The following is a 21,379-nucleotide window of genomic DNA, read 5'->3' on the forward strand; positions in this document are numbered from 1 at the left end:
TTGATCTCCTTTTAGCTGCTGCTGGATACGTATGAGGTGGGGGCGCTGATCGGGGCGGCGGTGATGATCGGGGCGGCCACCGCCACCGCGTAGTCCACGTCGTGGCTGATGGACACGGTGATCTCGGTGATCCCGGACTCGGCCGCCATCTCGGCGGCGGCCCGGTGCAGCTCCACGAGCGGCCAGCCGCCCTCGGAGCGGCGTACGACGATGTCCGGCCAGGGCAGGAACCTGCCCCTGACCCGTAAGGTCTTGAAGGCCGCTTCCTTGGCCGCGATCCGCCCGCACAGGCTCAGGACGTCGAGCCCGGAGGACGTACGGCAGTCGGCGAGCTCGCCGGGGGTGAGCATCCGCTCGAAGAACGTCTCGCCGTACTGGGCGAGGAGCCTGCGGACACGGTTGACGGACACGATGTCCATGCCGAGGTTCGCCCACCCCAGGCCGCCCGCCGGCGGGGCGGCGGGACGGGCCGGCACGTCAGATCACCGGCCCGGCCGCGCCACTCGCATCGGCCCGCGTGCGGGCGTTCGCGTCGAGCACCGCCTGCGTGGCGGACTCCCAGCTGCCGTGGCGCCGGGTCAGTGCGGACAGCCATCGCTCCAGGCCGAAGGCGACGCAGCTCGTGAAGGCCGCTCCGCCGGTCGACTCCAGGGTGATGTCGCACCGGTCGCCGAAGAAGTTCCGGTGCGTGTTGACCGAGGCGATCGCCAGGTCCTCGTACAGGAACTCGTACTTCACCGGGGTGAGCCGCTGGAGGACCGCCTTGGAGCCGCCCTTGTCGAAGAAGGGGTCGCAGGCGGCCTCCTTGCGCAGCGGCAGGTCGAGCGCCGTCGCGAAGGCGTGGATCCGGGCGGTGAAGTCGGCGAGGTGCGTCTCGGCGTGCTCGCGCGCGCCGATGGCGACGATCTCCCGCATGCGGAAGCCGAGTTGGCGCCGCATGCCCTCGTAGTGGGTCTCCTTGCGGAAGCACCAGGAGCAGATCGTCACGAGGGTGTCGTCCGCGACCCGGGTGCCCTGGTGGTCGAGGTAGACGGCGTAGCAGGACGCCGAGGGCAGTCCGAGCGCGGCCGGTTCGAGGGCGTCGCTCGGGAAGCAGCCGGTGTCCGCGGAGAAGGGCGTGGTCGCGCGGCGCTCCAGGTCGAGCGGGGCGGCGACGACGGCCTGGTGCGGGAAGTTGTCGTAGTAGTCGAGTTTGGCCAGGTCGGCGGCCGGCAGGAGCGGGGGCATGGTCATCGGGCGGGCGCCCGCGGCCGTTCCCCAGCCCTCGAAGGTGTCGTCGAGGAGCCGCAGGAGGCGGGTCCCCTCCGGGCCGAGCGAGGGCAGGCCCCGGGTGGTGCCCGGGCGGGCGGGCTGCGGCTCGCGCTGCGGCCCGTCCTGATTCTCCCCGACTGTCTCGGGGGCCCCGGCTTGCGCGGGGGTCGTCACGGTCATGATCTCTTCACCTCTCGGGTGGGAGGTCCAGGGCCCGTCTGAGGGCGCGCTCAGACGACGGGCAGGGTGTCGTCGGAGAAGATCCCGGTCTTCAGGAAGAAGGAGAGCGGCTTGCGGATGGCCTTGCGCTCGTGCGGGCGGCGCCGCTCGTCGGCGACCAGCGAGTTGCGCAGGGCCAGCGGGTCCGGGATGCCGGCGTCGCGGTAGACATGCGGGTTGTAGAGGGAGTTGGTGCTGTAGACGACGTACCGCTTGAGGTACGCCTCGACCTCACGGACCCGCTCGGCGCTGACCGACTGGCACATCCGGCTGTAGAGGAGCGAGACCAGTTCACGGCCGAAGGCGATGTGGCGGGACTCGTCCTGGTGGTGGATGCGGTTGACCTCGCGGATGGTGTGGCAGAGGGAATCGTCCTTCGCCATCCGGGAGTTGTAGTGGTCGACGAGCTCCTCGAAGAAGAGGATGCGGGTGAAGACGAGGAAGTTCTCGACCTCGGGCTCCCAGGCCGCGTCGGCGCGCATCGCGGTGGAGCCGTAGATCTTGTGGCCGTAGCGGCGGCAGAACTCGGAGAAGAACCACATGTGTTCGTTCTCCTCACCGATGAAGTGGTGGAAGAAGTCCGAGGGGACCTCGAAGCCCGGCATGTGGATGCGGCCGACGACCTCGATGAGGAGCTCGCGGATGCCGTGCACGTTCAGGCTGTAGAAGTTGATGGACTCCCACTTCGACAGGCGCTGAAGCGTTTCCTCACCGAGGGTGTCGTAGTGCTCGGTGCCGTAGACGGTGAGCAGCTCCGGCGTCATCCAGAAACGGTTCTCCTCCAGCGTCTCGGGCCACTGGAAGGTCTGGTACGGGTTGTAGTAGTCCTCGACGGAGCGCTCGCTGAGCCGCTCCAGGACTTCCATGAACCGGTCGGTGACCGGCAGGGGGGCGGTGGTGCCCATGATGGTGCTCCTCTTCTTTTCGGGGCTCGGTTCGCCTCCGGGGGCCTTGAGTCGGGCTCACGCGTCCGTACGTGCTCGCTCCCTCGTTCCTCGGGAACTGCGCGCGCTCGGACGCGTTCCCCCGACGGCCCCCTTCGGCTCACTCGCCCTCGGGCGCGGGGAGTGCGGGGCCCCGGGGATTCAGGGCCGGACTTCGTAGACCGCGTTGACCGCGGTCTCCGTGGCGCGGCGCCAGCGGGTGAAGCCGGCCTCCTCCGCGATGCCCCGGAAGGCCTTCTCGCCGGAGTGGTTGCCGAGGGCGTGCGGGCCGCGCTGCGCGACCGCGACCGGCAGGCACATCACGGCCGACAGGGCCATGAACATGCGGGCGGCGGGCGTCTGCGTGTCGATGTCCTGCGGCGACACGTTCGACTCGACGAGCATCCACGTGCCGTCCGCGTCCAGGGACTTGTGGACGTGCTGGGCGGCGGCGACCGGGTCGCCCATGTCGTGCAGGGCGTTGAAGAAGCACACCAGGTCGTAGCCGGAGCCCGGGTAGTCGTCGGCCGAGGCGACCTCGAAGACGACCCGGTCGGAGAGACCGGCCTCCTCGGCGAGCTCGCGGGCGATCGAGATGGCCTCTTCGGAGTAGTCGAAGCCGTGGACCGTGGCCTGCGGGAACGCCTTCGCGATCAGCAGCGTGGTGTGGCCGACGCCGCAGCCGACGTCCGCGACGGTCCCGCCGGCGGCGAGCTTGTCGGTGACCTCGTGCAGGGCGGGCAGCCAGTCCGGGACGAGCTTGTGCTCGTACGTGGGCTGGAAGAACGAGCCCATGCCGGTGTCCAGGGCCGCGTCGTGCTCGGCCCAGCCGACGCCGTCACCGGTGCGGTACGCCTCGACCAGCAGGTCCTCCGTCGCGTACAACGCCTTGAGGGCGGTGAAGAACCCCGCGGCGTACGTCACGGCCTTCGGGTCGGCGAGGACCTCGACGTGGTCGGCGGGGAGCGTGTACGTGAGCGAGCTCGGGTGCCGATCGACGTACCCGGCGGAGAGCTGCGCGTGCAGCCACTCCTCGATGTACCGCTCGTTCGTCCCGGTCGTCTCCGCCAACTGCCCTGCGGTGAGCGGGCCCTGCTCGGCCAGCGCCTTGTACAGGCCGAGGCGCTCGCCGAGGGCGACGGTCAGACCGCGGACGGCCGCGCCCGCGTCGGTGATGACCCGCTGGTGGAAGTCGTGGGCGCTCATGCCGCCTTCTCCTCGCTGTGAGTGGGCAGGTCGCACGTGAACAGGAACGACCTCGGGACGCCCGGGAGGGCGCGCGGCGCGACCTGGTAGGGCCAGCGATCGAAGTCGGCGCCCGCCTCGCCGGGCTGCTTGACCTCCCGTACGGACCAGCCGCAGTCGTCGAGCAGCGCCTCGGGCTCCTCGGTGCCGAAGAGCCACGGATTGCCGTCGTCCTTCAGGGCCTGGAGGAAGGTGCGGGCCAGGGGGTTGACCAGGGCGGCGCGGGAGATGACGTCGCCGAGCAGGACGGAGCCGGGCGCGGCGTGCGCGGAGAGCGTCGAGATGAGGGTGCGCACGGCCTGCTCCGGCAGGAAGAACAGCAGCCCCTCGACGACCCAGAGGACGGGCTCCTCGCTCTTCCAGCCGGCCTCCTTCAGGGGGCCGGTCCAGTCCTGGGTCAGGTCGACCGGGACGGTGATCCGGGTGCGGCCGGCGGGCTGCGGCTCGTCGGCCAGCATCTCGGCCTTGGCGGCGAGGAGCGCGGGGCGGTCGAGCTCGTAGACAGTGACGCCGTCCGGCCAGGGCAGCCGGAAGAAGCGGGTGTCCATGCCGGCGGCGAGGAAGACGACCTGGCGGATGCCCCGCTCCTCCACCGCCTTGACGATGGCCCGGTCGAGGTAGGTGGTGCGGATGGCGAGGAACGGCACGATGCCGCCGCCGTCGTAGCGCTTGAGCAGTTCGAAGCCGATCTCGTCGGCGACGGTGCGCGCGTAGGGATCGGCGAACAGCCGGTCCTCGCGCTCGGTCTCCAGGGCGCGCGCGGCGGCGGTCCACTGGGCGGTGCGGGATACGGCCTCCACAGGAGGTCCCCCTTCACTGGCGAACAGGGTGGGAAGAGTCGGGGTGGGGAAGGTCGGGTACGTCGCGTGAGGACGTGCCGTCGGGGATGTGCGGACGGCCGTGTTCAGGGCCCGGCGGAGGACGGTCCGTCAGGAACTCATGGCCGGAACAGCGCTCTTCACCGCCGGTCGCGCGCAGGCGACGGGGTCCTCGGCCGCGGGCATCGACGACAGATGGTCGGCCTCGGAGTCGGCGGGGCGCCGGCGGAAGATGCTGTGCAGGATCATGCTGAACACGGCCGTCCCGTCGGCGGCCACCAGGGTGCACCGCGGTTTGACGGTGCCGGTGGTGCGGTTGAACGGCGACGGGGTGGAGCCGAGGATCTCGACGCGCGCGGTGAGGACGTCGCCCGGGCGGACGGGCCGCAGGTAGCGGACCTCGTCGATGCCGGGCGAGCCCATACAGGCGCTGTAGGCGAGCAGGCCGTCCACGTACCGCCGCATGAACATCGACTGCGTGTGGAAGCCGCTCGCGATCAGGCCGCCGAACTGCGAGCGCTCGGCGAGCGCGGGGTCCGTGTGGAAGGGCTGCGGGTCGAAGCGCCTGCCGAACTCCAGCACCTCCTCCGCCGTGACGGTGACGGCGCCCAGCTCGTGGACGTCGCCGGGCCGGAAGTCCTCGAAGTAGCGCATCGCGCGCCCCCCTTGACCTAGGAGTGGTCTTTCCCTGGCGACATCCAATCTACGAATCAGTCATTTATTTTGTCAACCCAAAAGAAGGACGGAGAAGGGAACGGACTCCCTTCAGCCGAGGGCCTGTTCGACGTCGGACCAGAGGTCGTCGACGTCCTCGATGCCGACGGACATCCGCACCAGGCCCGCACCGATCCCGGCGGCGGCCAGCGCCGCCCCGTCCAGCTCCCGGTGCGAGGTGGAGGCGGGGTGCGTCACGAGCGTCTCCACTCCGCCGAGGGAGAGCGCGAGCTTCGCCACCCGTACGCGCTCGACGAAGGCCCGGCCCGCCTCCCGGCCGCCGGCCAGCTCGAAGGAGAGCAGCCCGCCGCCGCCCGAGAGGACCTTGCGGGCGTTCTCGCGCGAGGGGTGGCTCGCGAGCCACGGGTAGTGCACGGCCGTGACGTCGCCGCGGACCTCGGCCCGCTCGGAGAGCGCGGCGGCCAGCGAGACGGCGTTGGCGCAGTGCTCGCGCATCCGCAGCGGCAGGGTGGGTATCCCGCGCAGGGTCAGCCAGGCCGCGAACGGGTCGGCGCAGGCACCCAGTTCGACGGTCCGGGGCCACACGCGGTGGCGCAGCTCGTCGTCGGCGAAGACGGCGGCGCCGCCGAGGACGTCGGAGTGCCCGGAGAGGTACTTGGTCGTCGAGTGGACGACGACGTCGGCGCCGAGCTCCAGGGGCCGGCACAGCACGGGCGAGGCGAGGGAGTTGTCGACGAGGCTCGTGATGCCCGCGGCGCGGGCGACGGCGAGCAGCCCGGGCAGGTCGGGGACCTGGCCGGTGGGGTTGGCGATGGTCTCCAGGACGAGGAGCCGGGTGGCGGGGTGGACGGCGGCCGCCTCCAGCTCGGCCGGGTCGTCGCCGGAGATCCGGACGACCTCGATCCCGTACCGCTCGGCCAGGTCGGCCAGGACGGAGTGGGTGCCCCCGTACAGGCAGCGCTGGGCCACCACCCGGTCGCCGGGCCGCAGGAGGGCGAGCAGGACGCCGCTGACGGCCCCCATCCCCGAGGCGAAGGCGATGGCCCCGGCGCCGCCCTCCAGGCCCGCGAGCGTCTGCTCCAGGGCCCGTACGGTCGGATTGCCGCGGCGGCTGTAGACGTACCGCCCGTCGGGCCCGGCCATCGCGTCGGCGAGCTCGGCGGCGGAGTCGAAGGCGAAGGCGGAGGACTGCACGAGGGGCACGGACAGCGGCCAACTACCGCTGGGAAAGGGCTCGTTGAAGACGTGCACGGCGCGGGTGGGGAGTTCCATGGCGTTCCTTTCCGGATACGGGAAAGGGGCCGCCCGACGTCCGGTGACGGACATCGGGCGGCCCCTTCGGGTGTCGTGCCGATCAGGCGCTTCACCCGCTTCGGGCACTTCGGCGTTTCAGGCGCTTCAGGCGGAGACCTTCTCGCCCTGCGGGGCGGGAGCGGCGGCGGCCTCGGCGGCGACGGCCTTGTCGCTCTTCATGACGAGGAGGGTGATCACACCGCCGACGGCGGCGATGATCGCGGCGCCGATGAAGGCGGACGAGAACCCGTCGGTGAGGGCGGGCAGGTTGCCGAGCTGGTCGGCGCCCTGGGACATGGCCACGGCGGTCAGCGCGGCGAGACCGAGCGCGGAGCCGACGTTGTAGGTGGTGTTGACGATGCCGGAGGCGAGACCGGCCTGCTCCTGCGGGGCGCCGGACATCGAGGCGATCATCGCCGGGATGTAGGCGAGGGACATGCCGAGCGCGGCGACGAGCGAGGCCGGCAGGACGTCGACGAGGAAGGTGCCGGTCGGCGGGACGGCCGCGAGCCAGACGAGACCGGCGGCGAGGACGAGCAGACCGATGCCGATGAGCGGCTTGGCCCCGACCTTCATCATGAGCCGGGCGGTGATGGCCGTCATGAAGATCATGAGGAGCACGGTCATCGGGAGCAGGGCGGCGCCGGAGGCGAAGGCGCCGTAGCCCAGGACCTGCTGGAGGTACAGGTTGAGGAAGTACCACATCGGGATCCACGCGGCACCGAGCAGCGTCATCGCGAGGTTGGCCGAGCCGAGGCGCGGGACCCGCCAGACGCTGAGCGGCATGAGCGGCTCGCGGATGCTCTTCTGGATCACGAAGAAGAGGACCAGGAGGACGGCGGCGCCGACCAGCTGGAGGATCGTGCCGGTGGAGCCCCAGCCGACCTCGGGGGCGCGGACGACGGCGAAGACGGCGAGCGCGAGACCGGCGGTGACGGCGACGGCGCCGAGGACGTCGACGGAGCCGCGGCGGGAGGCGACGTCCGGCAGGAGCTTGGTCGCGGCGAGGGTCGCGAGGCCGATCGGGATGTAGATGATGAAGACCCACTGCCAGGCGGCCCACTCGGTGAAGACGCCACCGAGGAACACGCCCGCGGTGCCACCGGCGGGAGCCGCGGCGCCGTAGAGCGCCATGGCCTTGCCGAGCTCCTTCGGGTCGTGCATGAAGAGCATCATCAGCAGGGTCATCGCGGCGGGCGCGATGAGCGCGCCGCCGACGCCCTGGACGGCGCGGCCGGCGATCTCGACCCACGCGGTCTGCGCGGCCGCGGCGAGGATCGAGCCGGCGATCATGACCGCCCAGCCGGTGACGAAGATCCTGCGCGCCCCGATGAGGTCGGAGAGGCGTCCGCCGAGGAGCAGCAGGCCGCCGAAGACGATCACGTAGGCGTTGAAGACCCACTGGAGCTCGCCCTGCGTGAAGCCCAGGTCCTTCTGCATCTCGGGGAGCGCGACCCCGATGATCGAGGTGTCCATGATGACCATGAACTGAGCGGCGGCGAGCACGACAAGTGCCCACCAGCGCCGGGGATTGACGGTTGACATTGCCCTGACCCTTCACTCGCTGCTGCATACCCCAGGGGGGTACCTTCGCGGAGCACCGTAGCATACCCATGGGGGGTATGTAAGAGTGAGATGAGGGCGGACCGGACTCCCCCGCTCCGAGGTCGGCGCCGGGCAGAATGCCCCCATGACCGCCGAGGAACACCCCGAGCTGCTCCAGCGCTGGAACTCCACCCTGCTCGCCGCCCGCTCCGGCCACGAGGGCCCGGACCCCGCCCCGTACGGGCGGAACCTGCTCTCCCGCTGGGCCGAGCCGCAGCGCCGCTACCACACGGTCGACCACCTGCGGGCGGTCCTCGACCGCATCGACGAACTCGCCGACCAGGGCGGGGAGGGCGGCGAGCTCGAACTCGTCCGCCTGGCCGCCTGGTTCCACGACGCGGTCTACCGGCCGGACCGCTCCGAGAACGAGGAACGCTCGGCCGCACTGGCCGAACGCGCCCTGACGGAAGCGGGTCTGACGGAGCATGAGGTACGAGAGGTGGCCCGGCTCGTCCGCCTCACGATCTCCCACGACCCCGCCGCGGGCGACCTGAACGGCGAGACCCTCTGCGACGCGGACCTCGCGATCCTCGCCACCCGACCGGATACCTACAGGGGGTATGTGGCGGCGGTCCGCGAGGAGTACGCCTTCGTCCCCGAGGACGACTTCCGCAAGGGCCGCGCGGCCGTCCTGCGCCAGCTCCTCTCCCTCCCGCGCCTCTTCCACACGCCGTACGGAGCGGCAGTGTGGGAGGAGCGGGCACGAGACAACATGGAAAAGGAACTCAAGGAGTTGACGGGCGATTCCGGCGCGAATTGAGTCCGGGCTGATCCGACGTCAAAACGTAATGAGAGCCGACCTCTACCGCCGGTAAGATCATTCTGTTTGTTCGTCGCCAGCGAGAGATGCCAGGAAAGACCATGAAACTGCGCAGGGCCCTTCCGATCGCCGCCGTCATACCGGCCCTTCTCGCGCTGTCCGCGTGCAGCGGGGAATCGAAGGAATCCGACGGCAAGAAGCCGAATGCGAGCGCGAAGGAAACGCAGAGCGCCGAGCAGAAAGAGGCCGCGGAGGCGAAGCGCCTGGGCGCGCTCGACGGAAAGGCCCTCGAAAAGGTCGCCATCACCGGGAAGACCGCGGGATTCGACGCCAAGAAGATCGCCAAGGCGGAGGTCGAGGCCGGCCGCGACATGAAGGCCGACAGGAAGGCCTGCCAGCCCCTCGCCAGCCTCATCGGCGGCTTCACGCACGTCCCCGCGGTGTCCACGGTGCACCGCTCCCTCCAGCCCGGCGAGGCGACCAACGCGACCGTCGGCTCCATGTGGCTCGCCTCGCACTCGGAGGCGAACGCCACCCGGGTGATGAAGGAACTCCGCACGGCCGTCACCGACTGCCCCAAGGGCTTCAAGACCCTGGGCCTCACCTACGGCAAGGTCGAGAACCTCCCCGCGCCGAAGCTCGGCGACGAGGCCGTCGGCTACCGGATCACCGGCGACATCGGCAAGCAGAAGGTGCCGATGACGTACACGGTGGTGCGCAGCGGGGGCGTGATCGCCGCGTTCTACGGGGTGAACATGCTGGACGCGAGGAAGGCGGCGATCCCGGAGCCGGTGATCAAGGCCCAGCTCGACCGGCTCTGAGCCGACAGGCGAAAGCCCCGTAAGCGAAAGAAGGGGGCCTCCCCGGTGCGCGGTGCACCGGGGAGGCCCCCTTCGTCATTGCCTCAGGAGGCCCTGATCGCCTGATCGATCTCCGCGCCGGTACGGGCGACGACGACAGGCCACTCGTCCCTCAGGGCGGGGACCAAGTGCTCACGGTCCTCGTCCCGCTGGAGGATCGTCGCGCCGCCCGGAACGATGAGCACGGCGTCCAGCCGTTGCAACAGGACGGCGATGAGATCCATGATCCCGTCCCCTCCGAAGCGGTTGAAGGTGATGCTGGTCGGGCTGCCGAGGTACACGTCCGCTTGCTCTCCCTCCCCCGTGCTCACCTGAAAGAAGTTCAGCTCAAGGTCCCGCGCCACCACATGGGGGTCGAGGACCTCGTGCGCGGCGACCAGGTCCAGTGGCGCGGGTTCGCCGTTCTCGAACCGGCACACGTAGATGTCGAAACTCATGGGTCTCTCCGTATCACGAGCGAGCGCCGGCGCCCCCGGAAGGCCCGGGGGCGCCGACGACTCGACTACGGGGTCGGCGGCACGAAGAACAGCTTGATGTGCGCGAGCTCAGGATCTGCGGAGAACAGCCTCTTGGCCTCCAGATAGGGCTTCTCTTCGGCGACGTACCAACTGATGGGAGTACCCGAGGGCGCCCCGCGTACCTGCCTCAGCGCCTGCGGCACCCAGTCGTCCGCGATGATCGTCGGCCGGATACCCATCAGAAACGCGTACGTGGGCCCCTTGGCCTCGATCAGGACGCCGGCCTTGTAGCCGTCAATCGCCACGACTCCCGTCGTATTCGGCGTATTCCTGAGCTGGTAGCCGAGTCCGGCCGGAACTCCGGTGATCTGGAATTCGTAGGCGACGGCCTTCGCCGACTTGTTCTCGGTGGTGAACACCCAGAAACCGGGACCGCCCGTCTCGAACCAGCACGCCGGATCCGGAGCACCGGACGCGGAGAATGCGACCATGCTGAAGGTGGCGGGGCCGTCGAGCTTCTCGCAGGCCTTCTGCCCCTTCTGGATCACCCTCGCGGCGATACCCGCGATGGCGCCCTCGGCCAGGCCGATGGAGCGCAGCGCCACCCAGGCCTCGGCGAAGCCGATACCCGTCTTCATGGCGGCGTCCAGCGCCGTGACGGCGGCCTTCGCGCCCTTGAAGAGTGCGCCGGCGACGAACCAACTCGCCGCCCAGGCGCAGTCGCCCCAGCTACCGCCCGACAGACCCGGCGTGAGGAGCTTGGCGCAGCCGATGAAGTCGCCGAGAAGGATGTCGATCGGGTCGATGCCCGAGTTGAACTCGAGCATCGTCAGCGTGATCGTGAGCGTCTTCGTCTCCACCGGAGACACGTCGGGCTTGAGGTAGATCGTGTCGTCGGCCGGGCAGCTGCCCGTGGTGGTCGCGTACGTCTCCCACGCCACCGCGCACATGTACACGTCGACGTACGACCTGTACGTGATGTCCGCCGTGATCTTGCAGTCCCCGCGGTGGATGAACGGGTCGCAGTTCTCCTTGATGACGTTCTTCGGCTCACCGATGTACTCGATGTGGTCGAGAACCGCCCACACGTCATTGACGCCGGTGGTGACACCCTGCGAGATCTGCTCGCTGTTGCCGCTCTTCTCCGTGCGGTCCGCTGCCTCCTGGGCCTCCGTCGCCGCGTCCCGCGCGCCTTCGGCGGCCTTCTCCGCCGCCGTCGCGTCGGTCTCCGCCTGGGTGGCGGTGGCACGGGCGCTCGCCGCGTCCTCCTCGGCCTTGGTGGCCACGGCGCGGGCGTTGGCGGCGTCCTTCTCCGCCTCGGTCGCCGCGGCGTCGGCCGCGGCCGCGTCCGCTTCGGCGTCCATCGCCGCCGACGAGGCCTTCAGGGCGTCCTCGCCGGCCGACTTGGCGTAGCCGTCGGCCCGCCCGGCCGCCGCCTGGGCGTCCTTCGCGTCCGCCGCGGCCTGGGTGGCCGAGACCTGGGCCCGCTGGTACGCCTTGGCGGCACGGGCCGCGTCGGTCGCCGCGGCCGCGGACGACTGCGCCGCGACCTTCATGTCCGCCGCGGCCTGCTCGGCCAGGGCCTTCGCCTCGGCGGAGAACCCTTCCGCCTGGGCCGCGGCAGCCGCTGCCACGGCCGCCTGCTGCTGCGCGACCGTCAGGGACTGCTGACCGGTCAGCACCGCGAACGCCGCGGAGCTGTCGGCCTCCTGGAACGGGCCGCCGAGGGCGATCGCCTCGTCGGCCGGCTTGATGACCGCCTTCGCGGAGTCACGGGCCGCGGCCGAGGCCTGCACGGCCGCGAGGGCCTTGCCGGCGGTGGTCGCCGCCCAGGCCGCGGTCTGCAGCGCTTCGCTGCGGGCGGCCGCCGCCTCGGTCTTCGCGGTCTTGGCCGCCGCGGAGGCCTTGTCCGACTCCTCCTTGGCGCCCTTGGCGTCGGCCGCCGCCGCCTCCGAGGCGTCGATGGCCTCGGCGGCCGCGGCGTGCGCCGCTGCCGCGGAACCGGCCGCGACCATGTAGGAGGCCCAGGCGCTGTCGGACGCCGCCCTGGCGCGGGACGCGGAGCCCTGCGCCTTCGTGGCCGCCTCACGGGCATCGACGGCCGCGGCCGTGGCCGCGTTCGCCGACGCGCGGGCGTTGGTGGCCGCCGTGGTCGCCGTGTTCGCGGCCGACCGGGCATCGGTCGCGGCGGTACGGGAGGCGGTGGCCGCGTCCGTACCCAGGTCGGCGTCGGCCTTGGCCTCGAAAGCCGCCGCCTTCGCGTTCAGCGAGTCCCGCCGCAGCTCGGCCTCAAGGGCCCGGTCGCGGGCGGCGACCGCGTCGCGCTCCGCCTGCTCGGCGACGCCCCGCTTGGAGGAGGCCGTGGATCCCGCCGCCTCCGCCGAGGTGCGGGCGTCGCTCGCGATACGGCCCTGGGCGACGGCGTCGGCCTCGTGGGCCTTCGCCTTGTTCCGCTCGCTCTCCGCGGTGGCCCGGTAGGCCGCCGCGTTGGCGCGCTCCAGCTCGGCGACGGCACGCTGCTGCTGCGCCTTCGCCGCGGCCTTGCGGGCGTCCTCCTCCTCCGCCAGCGCGGTTTCCTTGGCCTTCTTGGCCTTCTCGGCGTTCGCCGCGGCCGAGGCCGCGTAGGCGTCCGCACTGTCCGCCGCGGCCTTCGCCTGGGCGGCGGCCTCCTGGGCGGCGATCCGGCGGAACTCGGTGTTCACCGCGTGCGCCTGGGTCTGCGCCAGGGCCAGCAGCGTCTGGGACGTCGCGACCGTGGCGTTCGCCGCGTTCAGCGCCGTCTCCGTCGCCTTCGCGGCGGCCGTCGCGGCCGCGCCGGAAGCGCGGGCGACCTGGACCGACTGCTGGGCGTACATCAGGCCACGGCCGCGCGGCACGTCGGCGCCGTCCGCGATCGTCCACGCCTGCTGCTGGGCGGTCACCGCGCGCTGGGCGGCGGCGGTCGCCAGGGCGGCCTGGTCCTGGGCCTTGGTGACCAGGGCCTGGACCTTGCCGCGGGCCTTCACCAGGTCCGCGTCGGCCTGGTCGAAGAGCGCCTTCTTCGGCTTGAAGAGGTGGTTCGGGTCCTTCGCGAGCTGGTCGTGCCAGTACTTCTGCCACAGCAGGATCTGCTCGGCGAGCCACGCCTGACCGATGGCCTCGATCATGTTGTCCGTGGCGGCCTTCGTCGCCGCGGCGGCGTCGGCCTCCGCCCGCATGATGACGGCGCGCGAGGCGTTCTGCCCGGCGTACTCCGCCTCCCACTCGGCCGAGGCCTGTGAGACGACGTCGCTGAGGGCGTTGCGCGGATCCACCGGGTCGCCGTGGTTGCACGTCGCCCAGGCCTGCTTGAGGTTCTCGACCTCGACGCGGAACTCGGGCGTGCCGTCGGTGACCTTCTTGGCGGGGAAGCCGCCGTGCCGCAGGTAGGTGGCGATGTCGGCGGAGGTGGTGCCGCCCCAGAACATCGTGTTGGTCGGGCCGGCGTTCCGCAGCAGGGAGTCCGCCGCGAAGTCGTGCCAGTCGTCCTTGCCGCGGTTCTGCTCGGTGACCGCCTTGGCCTGGGCGATCGCCTCGGCGCTGGGGTTGGTGTGCCCGTCCCAGCCGAGACGCGCGGACAGCTTCGGCTGCGAGGCGTGCGTGAACTCCGTGATCCCGGCGCCGAACTGCGGTGCGTGCAGCGTGATCTCGTCGCTGAACGAGCTCATCGCGTACGGCCTGTTGGCGTCCTCCAGGACGGCCTTGCGGGCCGCGATGGCGTCCACGTACTCGTACGCGGCCTGCCGGTCCTGGGAGTTGGCCTGCCCCAGGGGCATCAACTGGAGCCAGGTGAGGTCACCGATGACCGCGTGCAGCTGCGCGTCGGTCCCGGTCAGGCCCTCGATGGCCTTGGCCTTGGTCTTGGCGCCGCCCGCGTGCAGGGCGACACCGGTGATGCAGCGCTCGAGGCGCGGGGTGGAACGGACGGCGCTGATGTCGGCCGCCAGCTCGTTGAGCCGGCGCAGGGCCTTGTCGGCGTCGTCGAAGATCTTCCGCATGCCGTCGGAGACCTTCTCGATCGCCACGGCGAGCGCGGGGATGCGACCCACGATCACCGACGACGACGGGATGTCCACGAGCGCCCAGAGGCAGTCGTCGACGTCCCGCGAGGCCAGGCAGTCCTTCACCTTGGCGGCGTCGAGCTGCTCGAAGAGGATCTGCCCGCCGTTCGCGGTCGCCCAGTCGACGACGTTCACCGAGACGGCCGCGAGGCCCTTGCGGTACTCGTCGACACAGCTCTGGCCACACGCGTCGAGCAGGATCCGCTCCTCGCGCTCACCGAGCGCGGGCCAGTTGGAGGCACCGCCCTTGATGGGCGTGGTGCCCTCCTCCAGGGCCTCCTGGTGCGCGGCCTCGTTCTTCTCGCGCTGCTCCCGCTCGATCTTCTCCGCGGCCTCCTCGGCCGCGGAGCTGTCGCCGGCCGCGTCGGACGCCTTGTCCTCGGCGTCCTTGGCGTCCTTCTCCGAGTCGGTCGCCTTCTTCGCGGCCTCCAGGGCCGCCTCGGCGGACCGGTCGGCCTTCTCGTTCGCCTCGGCGGCGTGCCGCTCGGCGTCCGTGGCCTCACGTCCGGCCTCGGCGGCGATGCCGCTCACCTCACCGGCGGTGGTACGCGCGCCGAGCGCGTCGACCCCGGCCTGCTCGGCGTGCCCGGCGGCGGCGTCGGACGCGTCCTTCGCGCCCTTCTGAGCGCCGGACGCCCGAGCCGCTGCCGACTGGGCGCGGGACACGGCCTCGGCCGCGCGCGCCGAATCGCTCGCCGCACGGGCGGCGGCCTCGGCGGCGAGCTTCGCGTCGCCGGTCGCCTGCGCGGCGGTCTGCTGCGCGGACTCCGCGGCGGCAGCGGCGGCGGTGGCCTTGGCGGCGGCGGCCGCTGCCTGCTGCTCGGCGACCGTCTTCGCCGACTGACCGGCCAGCACCGCGAACGCGGCCGAGCTGTCCTTCTCCTTGTACGGAGTACCGACGGAGACGGCCGTGTCGGCGGCGGCGATCGCCGCATTGGCACTGTCGCGAGCGGCCAGGGCGGCCTGACCGGCCGCGTACGCACGGCCGACCACGGTCGCGGCCGAGGTCACGGCCTCGGCGGCGCTGGTCCCGGCGGCAGCCGACTCCTGCTGCGCCTTCTTGGCGAGCTCGGTGGCGTTCTCCGAGGCCGTCGCCGCGTTGTCGGCGCGGATGGCCGCGTCCTGCGAGGCGTCGAGCGCGGTCGCCGCGGCGGCGTGCGCCGTGGAGGCCTCGCCCTGGGAGGCGTAGTACGCGGACCAGGCCGTGTCGGCACTGGCCTTCGCGCGCCCGGCGGCACCCTCCGCCGTGGTCGCGGCGGAGCGCGCGGCGACGGCGGCCGTGGTGGCCTGGTCGGCGGCGGTCTGCGCGGCGGTGGCGGCGGTGGTCGCCTGGTTCGCGGCCGTACGGGCGGCGGTGGCCGCGGCCCGGGTCTCGGCGGCCGCGGCGCTGCCCTCGGCGGCGGTGGCGGCGGCTTCGAGCGCGGCGGCGCGGGCCGCGGTGGCCTGCTTCGCCTGGAGAGCGGCGATCGCCTTCTCGCGGGCGCCCTGCGCGGCCTTCGCCTTCTCGTCGGCGAGCTTCCGCTTGGCCGCGGCGGTCGTGGTCGCCGTTTCCGCGGCCGTGTCGGCGGTCCTCGCCGTCGTCTGGTGCGTCGTGGCGCGGTCCTCGGCCGCCTTGGCCTTGGCGCGCTCGGTGGCGGCCTTGGCGCGGGAGGCGGTGGCCGTGGCCTGCTCCGCCTGCGCCTTCGCGCGCTCGGAAGCGGCGGTGGTCGCGGCGGTCTTGGCCTTGTCGCGCTTCTCCTCGGCCGTCGTCTGCGCGGCCTTCGCGGTGTTCGCGCTCTCCGTGGCGGCCGTGGCGTTCGCCTCGGCCGTGTCCGCGGCGGCCTTCGCCTGGGCGGCGGCCTCCTGCGCGGCGACGCGGCGGAACTCGGTGTCGAGCGCCTTCATCTCGGTCTGCGCCTTGGCCAGCAGCGCGTCGGTCGTGGCGACCGTGGCGTTGGCGGCGGCGAGCGCGGTCTCGGTCGCCTTCACGGCGGCCGTGGCGGCGGCCGAGGAAGCACGGGCGACCTGCACCGACTGCTGCGCGTACATCAGACCCCGGCCGCGCGGCACCTGGGCCGCGTCGGCGACGCCCCAGGCCGCCTGCTGCGCCGCGGTCGCCTTCTGGGCGGCGGCGGTGGCCTGGGCTGCGTGGGCCTTGGCCTCGGTGACCTGGGCGGCGACGTTGGCGCGGTAGCGGGCGAGGTCCGCGTCGGCCTTGTCGTACATCGCCTGCGTGGGCCGGCTCGGGTGCTCGGGCCATGCGGCGACGGCGTCCAGCCAGCCCTTGCGCCAGGTCATGAGCTGCTCGGCGAGCCACGCCTGACCGATGGCCTCGACCATGTCGTCGGTGGTCGCGCGGGCCGCCGCCGAGGACTCGGCCTCCGCGCGCATGATCGCGGCGCGCTGGGTGGCCTGACCGGCGTACTCCAGCTCCCACTCGACCATCGCGGTCATGACGGGCTCGTTGAGCTTGCGCGACGGGTCGTACGGGTTCGCGTAGTCACAGGCGGCCCAGGCCTGCTTGAGGTCCTCGACCTCGACGCGGAACTCCGGGGTGCCCTTGACGGGCGCCACGGTCGGGAAGCCGCCGCGCTTCAGGTAGGACGCGATGTCGGTGGAGGTCCGGGCGCTCCAGCCGACCTGGCTGTCGCTGAGCATGCTCCGCGACGCCCAGTCGTGGAACTCGTCCTTGCCGCGGTTCTCCTCGGCGATGACCTTGGCTCGGGCGAGAGCCTCGGGGCTGGCCTCGCTGAGGGTGGCGTCGATGAGGTGCCGGGCGAGTTCGCGCTGGGTGCCGATGGTGAAGTTCCAGACGGCGTCACCGAACTTCGGCGCCAGCCACAGGAGTTCGTCATTGGCCTCGGTCTTGGCGTAGACCTGGTTGGCGACGGAGAGGGCCTCGTCACGATCCCGGACGGTGTTGGCGTAGACGCCGCCGGCGTCCTCGTCGGCCTTCGCGGCCTGGCCCAGGGGGCCGTAGGTGATCCAGCCGTCACCGAGGATCGCCGTGAGCTCCTCCTCGGTTCCGGTGAGTCCCTCGATGGCTTTGGCCTTCATCAGGGGACCGCCGATGTGGAACGCGTGCGCGCCCTGACACCGTTCGAGGCGCCGGTCGGAGCCGATGCTGTTGCGGTACTGGGTGAGGTCGTCCTGTTCGGGCTCGGTCGCGGCGACGACAGGGGCCGCCTGGATCATGCCCACGAGGACGGCGGACGCCGTCATCAGAGCGGTGGTACCGGTGGCCCTGGTCAAGGCCGCCCGTATGCGACGCCGGCGTCCGCCGGCGTCTCTGAGCAAAGACATGTCCCGCCTTGCAATCTCGCGATCGTCCGGCAGCACTCGATATGGCGCGGGCATGACAGAACAGCGGCTGGCCGCACAGGACACACTCCCCCGGTGACGGCCGCCGGCACGCTCGCCCCCCACGAACCGGCGCTACCGCTTGCTTCGTGACGATGTCACGCACGGCACCCGCAAGGAAGATCAAATAATCCTCACCAAAGCCCCACAGTGGCCGGAAAGAGCCGATAACGATGACTGGTTGATCATGTTGTTACCGACCGTAAGGAAGCGGGGCAGGGGCCCACGCGTCTCGCATCGCAAGACATTCCCCACACCCGGAATGACAGGCACAAAATCCAGGTTTACGCATGTCATGCCCTCCCTCTCCGCCGAAGGCGCCACCCCGGACCCCACGACAGCCCCCACCCCCGCCGCCGCTCCGGCCCCCACCCGGATGCCCCTGGCGGTCTACATCCTCGGGCTCTCCGTCTTCGCACTCGGCACGAGCGAGTTCATGCTCTCGGGACTCCTCCAGCCCATCGCGGAGGACATGAACGTCTCGATCCCCCGCGCCGGACTCCTCATCTCCGCCTTCGCGATCGGCATGGTCGTCGGCGCGCCCCTGCTCGCCGCCGCCACCCTCCGCCTGCCCCGCAAGACCACCCTGATCGCCCTCATCACGGTCTTCGGCCTCGGCCAGATAGCGGGCGCGCTCGCCCCCAACTACGCCGTCCTCTTCGCCTCGCGCATCATCAGCGCCCTCGCCTGCGCCGGATTCTGGGCGGTCGGCGCGGCCGTCGCCATCGCCATGGTCCCGGTGAGCTCGCGCGCCCGCGCCATGGCGGTCATGATCGGCGGCCTCTCCATCGCCAACGTCCTCGGCGTCCCCGCCGGCGCGTTCCTCGGCGAGCACCTGGGCTGGCGCTCCGCGTTCTGGGCGGTCGCCGCCGCCTCCGCGATCGCCCTCGTCGGCGTCCTCACCCGCATCCCCCGCATCCCCCTCCCCGAGACGAAGCCCCGCCTCAAGCGGGAAGTGGCCATCTACCGCGACCGGCAGGTCCTGCTCCAGGTCGCGATCGTCGCGCTCGCCGCCGGCGGCGTCTTCTGCGCCTTCTCGTACCTGGCCCCGCTCCTCACGGACGTCGCCGGCCTCGACGAGAGCTGGGTCTCCGGCGTCCTCGCGCTCTTCGGCATCGGCGCCGTCATCGGTACGGCGATCGGCGGCCGCTTCGCCGACGCCCACCTCTTCGGCGTCCTGCTCACCGGCATCACCGCCTCCACCGTCTTCCTGGTCGCCCTGGCGTTCCTGGCCTCCAGCCCGGTGGCGGCGATCGTCCTCGCCTTCCTCCTCGGCGTCTCCGCCTTCTACACGGCCCCGGCGCTCAACGCCCGCATGTTCAACGTCGCCGGCGCCGCCCCCACCCTCGCCGGCGCCACGACCACCGCCGCGTTCAACCTCGGCAACACCGGCGGCCCCTGGCTCGGCGGCACCGTCATCGACGCAGGCCTCGGCTTCGCCTCCCCGGCCTGGGCGGGCGCGGCGATGACCGCCGTGGCCCTCGGGGCGACGGCGCTGGCGGTGAAGCTCCACAAGTCCCCGTCCCGCGTGGTGACTTCGGGCGGGGTGCGGGAGCGGAAGGCCGTATCGTCCCGCTGACGTGCCACACGCACCACAAGGGGGATCCATGACCACGACCACCGAAACCGCCACCACCGCGGTCACCGTCATCGCACGGCTCAAGGCCGCACCCGGCAAGGAGCAGGCCGTACGGGAGCAGGCGCTCGCCCTGGTCGCGCCGACGCTCGCCGAGCCGGGCTGCCTGTCGTACCGGCCGTACGAGGACCCGGTGGAGCCCGGCTCCTGGATCGTCGTCGAGGAGTGGACGGACCGCGACGCCTTCGCGGCGCACCTGAAGAGCCCGCACCTCGCGGCGGCGATGGCGGCCGGGCCGGAGCTCCTCACCGGACCGCCGCAGGAGACCGTGCTCGTACGAGCAGCCTGAGGAGACCCTGCTCGTACGAACCGCCCAAGGCGTGACGCGGTCGTACGAGCAGCCCGAGGCATTACGCGGCCGGGCGGGCCGTCCGAGGCGTCACGCGGCCGGGCGGGCCGTCCGAGGCGTCACGCGGCCGGGCGGCCCTTCGGGCGGCGGAGGCCCGCTTCCGTGAGGCGGCGCAGCAGCTCCTTGGCGCCGACCTCGACCGCGCCGCCCGCCACCGCGTCCGGATAGCGCTCGGACGGTATGTCGTAGTGGTCCCGCTCGAAGGCGCGGGCCGGGGCGCCGATCGACGCGGCGAAGGCGTGGAGCTCCTCGAAGGAGACGTCGCTGACCAGGTGCGACCACATGCGGCCGTGGCCCGGCCAGGTCGGCGGGTCGATGTAGACGGTCACGCCCTGCCCCCTGTCATGCCCGGCTCCCTGTCATGCCCGGCTCCCAGTCATGCCCGGCTCCCTGTCACTTCCGGCCCCCTGTCACGACAGACCTCCCACCGGCGCCACCACCACGCCCTGCTTGCCGCAGACCCAGTGCGGATCCGGGCCGAGCTCCGGCTCCACGTCGAGGGCGTGCGGGTCGCCCGAGGCGCAGATCGGGCAGATCGGCCAGCGTCCGTACCGTTCGAGGAGGGCGTCCTGGACGTCCTGGGCGACGAGCCCCGCGACGTACGTCACGCCCTCCGGCCACTGCTCGACCCACCAGCGCCGGTGGGTCACCGCGTCCTCCACCATCGACACGACCTCGGCGGCGGCCACCTCTCGGGCCACCAGGTCGGCCAGTACCAGCGCGCGAGCGGCGTGCAGCGCCTGCTCCACCGGGTCGATCTCGTCCATGGACTCATTGTCACCCGGCGCCGGGGAAGGACGAAGGTCCCGTCCGCATCCGGGACCGATCCGGGACCGAGGGGGTCTTGTCGGCCCACCCGGCCGAAAGTATCTTTCAGATGTGACCAATGAAGTGAAGGAAAGTTTCACGAGCGACGCGCCCGCCGCGCCCCCCGCACCCGCCGCCCTCGCGGCCAAGGTGCGGACGCTCGCGCCCTCCATGACCCGCTCGATGCAACGGGTCGCCGAAGCTGTCGCCGGAGACCCGGCCGGCTGCGCCGCCCTCACGGTCACCGGCCTCGCCGAGCTCACCGGCACCAGCGAGGCGACCGTCGTCCGCACCGCCCGGCTCCTCGGCTACCCCGGCTACCGCGACCTCCGCCTCGCCCTCGCCGGCCTCGCCGCCCAGCAGCAGTCCGGCCGCGCGCCCGCCGTCACCGCCGACATCGCCGTCGACGACCCGGTGGCCGACGTCGTCGCCAAGCTCGCCTACGACGAGCAGCAGACCCTCGCCGACACCGCCGCCGGACTCGACACCGTCCAGCTCGGCGCCGCCGTCGCCGCCCTCGCCACCGCCCGCCGCATCGACATCTACGGCGTCGGCGCCTCCGGCCTCGTCGCCCAGGACCTCGGCCAGAAACTGCTCCGCATCGGCCTGATCGCGCACGCCCACAGCGACCCGCACCTCGCCGTCACCAACGCCGTCCAGCTCCGCTCCGGCGACGTCGCCATCGCCATCACCCACTCCGGCTCCACCGGCGACGTCATAGAACCGCTGCGGGTCGCCTTCGACCACGGCGCCACCACGGTCGCGATCACCGGCCGCCCGGACGGCCCGGTCACGCAGTACGCCGACCACGTCCTGACCACCTCCACCGCCCGCGAGAGCGAACTGCGCCCCGCGGCCATGTCGTCCCGCACCAGCCAACTCCTGGTCGTGGACTGCCTGTTCACCTGCGTCACCCAGCGTACGTACGAGACGGCGGCCCCTGCCCTCGCCGCCTCGTACGAAGCCCTCGCCCACCGCCACTCGCCCAGGAACCGCTGACCACCCCGTAAGAGCTGACCACCCCGGAAAGACGCCCCGACCGACCGCCCGCCGAGCGTCACA

17 protein-coding genes are annotated in these 21,379 nt (G+C 71.9%); 5 read left to right on the forward strand and 12 right to left on the reverse strand.

Annotated elements, in window-relative coordinates:
• Nucleotides 1-11: 11 nt before the first annotated feature.
• The 8 genes from acpS to ASC82_RS24650 form a co-directional block, all read right to left on the reverse strand.
• Entirely contained in the window at nucleotides 12-476 is a 465-nt protein-coding gene (acpS, locus tag ASC82_RS24615; protein WP_056652016.1) for a holo-ACP synthase, read from the reverse strand.
• A gap of 1 nt (nucleotide 477) precedes the next feature.
• Nucleotides 478-1,431, reverse strand: a complete 954-nt coding sequence (locus tag ASC82_RS24620; RefSeq protein ID WP_199862602.1) for a hypothetical protein — start codon at nucleotides 1,429-1,431, stop codon at nucleotides 478-480.
• A 50-nt stretch (nucleotides 1,432-1,481) separates the two neighbouring features.
• Nucleotides 1,482-2,375, reverse strand: coding sequence for a diiron oxygenase (locus tag ASC82_RS24625; protein WP_056652019.1), 894 nt, complete (start codon nucleotides 2,373-2,375; stop codon nucleotides 1,482-1,484).
• Nucleotides 2,376-2,555: 180 nt separating this feature from the next.
• Nucleotides 2,556-3,599, reverse strand: coding sequence for a class I SAM-dependent methyltransferase (locus ASC82_RS24630; RefSeq protein WP_056652022.1), 1,044 nt, complete (start codon nucleotides 3,597-3,599; stop codon nucleotides 2,556-2,558).
• Nucleotides 3,596-4,438 (reverse strand): SAM-dependent methyltransferase, encoded by an 843-nt coding sequence (locus tag ASC82_RS24635; protein WP_056652025.1) that lies wholly within the window; start codon nucleotides 4,436-4,438, stop codon nucleotides 3,596-3,598. Before ASC82_RS24635 ends, ASC82_RS24630 begins: the two co-directional genes overlap by 4 nt.
• Before the next feature lie 129 nt (nucleotides 4,439-4,567).
• Nucleotides 4,568-5,110, reverse strand: coding sequence for a MaoC family dehydratase (locus ASC82_RS24640; RefSeq protein WP_056652027.1), 543 nt, complete (start codon nucleotides 5,108-5,110; stop codon nucleotides 4,568-4,570).
• Between the two features lie 111 nt (nucleotides 5,111-5,221).
• On the reverse strand, nucleotides 5,222-6,403 hold the full coding sequence (locus tag ASC82_RS24645) for an aminotransferase class I/II-fold pyridoxal phosphate-dependent enzyme (protein WP_056652030.1): 1,182 nt from the start codon (nucleotides 6,401-6,403) through the stop codon (nucleotides 5,222-5,224).
• 126 nt (nucleotides 6,404-6,529) lie between these two features.
• Nucleotides 6,530-7,969 carry an MFS transporter gene (locus ASC82_RS24650; RefSeq protein ID WP_056652034.1) on the reverse strand — a complete coding sequence of 480 codons (1,440 nt, stop codon included), beginning with the start codon at nucleotides 7,967-7,969 and terminating at the stop codon, nucleotides 6,530-6,532.
• A 145-nt stretch (nucleotides 7,970-8,114) separates the two neighbouring features.
• Between ASC82_RS24650 and ASC82_RS24655 the strand changes: the two genes are divergently transcribed.
• Nucleotides 8,115-8,789 (forward strand): hypothetical protein, encoded by a 675-nt coding sequence (locus tag ASC82_RS24655; RefSeq protein ID WP_056652037.1) that lies wholly within the window; start codon nucleotides 8,115-8,117, stop codon nucleotides 8,787-8,789.
• 101 nt (nucleotides 8,790-8,890) lie between these two features.
• A complete protein-coding gene (locus ASC82_RS24660) occupies nucleotides 8,891-9,610 on the forward strand; it encodes a hypothetical protein (RefSeq protein ID WP_056652040.1) in 720 nt (239 codons plus the stop codon).
• 83 nt (nucleotides 9,611-9,693) lie between these two features.
• On the opposite strand, the gene ASC82_RS24665 is transcribed toward ASC82_RS24660, so the two are convergent.
• Nucleotides 9,694-10,086 (reverse strand): hypothetical protein, encoded by a 393-nt coding sequence (locus ASC82_RS24665; RefSeq protein ID WP_056652043.1) that lies wholly within the window; start codon nucleotides 10,084-10,086, stop codon nucleotides 9,694-9,696.
• 65 nt (nucleotides 10,087-10,151) lie between these two features.
• Nucleotides 10,152-17,387 carry a Tox-REase-5 domain-containing protein gene (locus tag ASC82_RS24670; protein WP_079039449.1) on the reverse strand — a complete coding sequence of 2,412 codons (7,236 nt, stop codon included), beginning with the start codon at nucleotides 17,385-17,387 and terminating at the stop codon, nucleotides 10,152-10,154.
• A 514-nt stretch (nucleotides 17,388-17,901) separates the two neighbouring features.
• Here ASC82_RS24670 and ASC82_RS24675 point away from each other — a divergent pair.
• Nucleotides 17,902-19,104, forward strand: coding sequence for a Cmx/CmrA family chloramphenicol efflux MFS transporter (locus ASC82_RS24675; protein WP_056652538.1), 1,203 nt, complete (start codon nucleotides 17,902-17,904; stop codon nucleotides 19,102-19,104).
• A gap of 28 nt (nucleotides 19,105-19,132) precedes the next feature.
• Nucleotides 19,133-19,450: a putative quinol monooxygenase gene (locus ASC82_RS24680; RefSeq protein WP_056652044.1), complete on the forward strand. Its 318-nt coding sequence runs from the start codon at nucleotides 19,133-19,135 to the stop codon at nucleotides 19,448-19,450.
• Between the two features lie 119 nt (nucleotides 19,451-19,569).
• On the opposite strand, the gene ASC82_RS24685 is transcribed toward ASC82_RS24680, so the two are convergent.
• Together ASC82_RS24685 and ASC82_RS24690 are read right to left on the reverse strand one after the other, a co-directional pair.
• Nucleotides 19,570-19,839, reverse strand: coding sequence for a DUF4031 domain-containing protein (locus ASC82_RS24685; protein ID WP_056652047.1), 270 nt, complete (start codon nucleotides 19,837-19,839; stop codon nucleotides 19,570-19,572).
• An 81-nt stretch (nucleotides 19,840-19,920) separates the two neighbouring features.
• Entirely contained in the window at nucleotides 19,921-20,277 is a 357-nt protein-coding gene (locus ASC82_RS24690) for a hypothetical protein (protein WP_056652050.1), read from the reverse strand.
• A 112-nt stretch (nucleotides 20,278-20,389) separates the two neighbouring features.
• Here ASC82_RS24690 and ASC82_RS24695 point away from each other — a divergent pair, with 112 nt between their 5' ends.
• Nucleotides 20,390-21,316 (forward strand): MurR/RpiR family transcriptional regulator, encoded by a 927-nt coding sequence (locus ASC82_RS24695; protein ID WP_056652052.1) that lies wholly within the window; start codon nucleotides 20,390-20,392, stop codon nucleotides 21,314-21,316.
• The last annotated feature ends 63 nt before the right edge of the window (nucleotides 21,317-21,379 follow it).

It is taken from the genome of Streptomyces sp. Root431 (assembly GCF_001426585.1).
Classification (GTDB): Bacteria; Actinomycetota; Actinomycetes; order Streptomycetales; family Streptomycetaceae; genus Streptomyces; species Streptomyces stackebrandtii.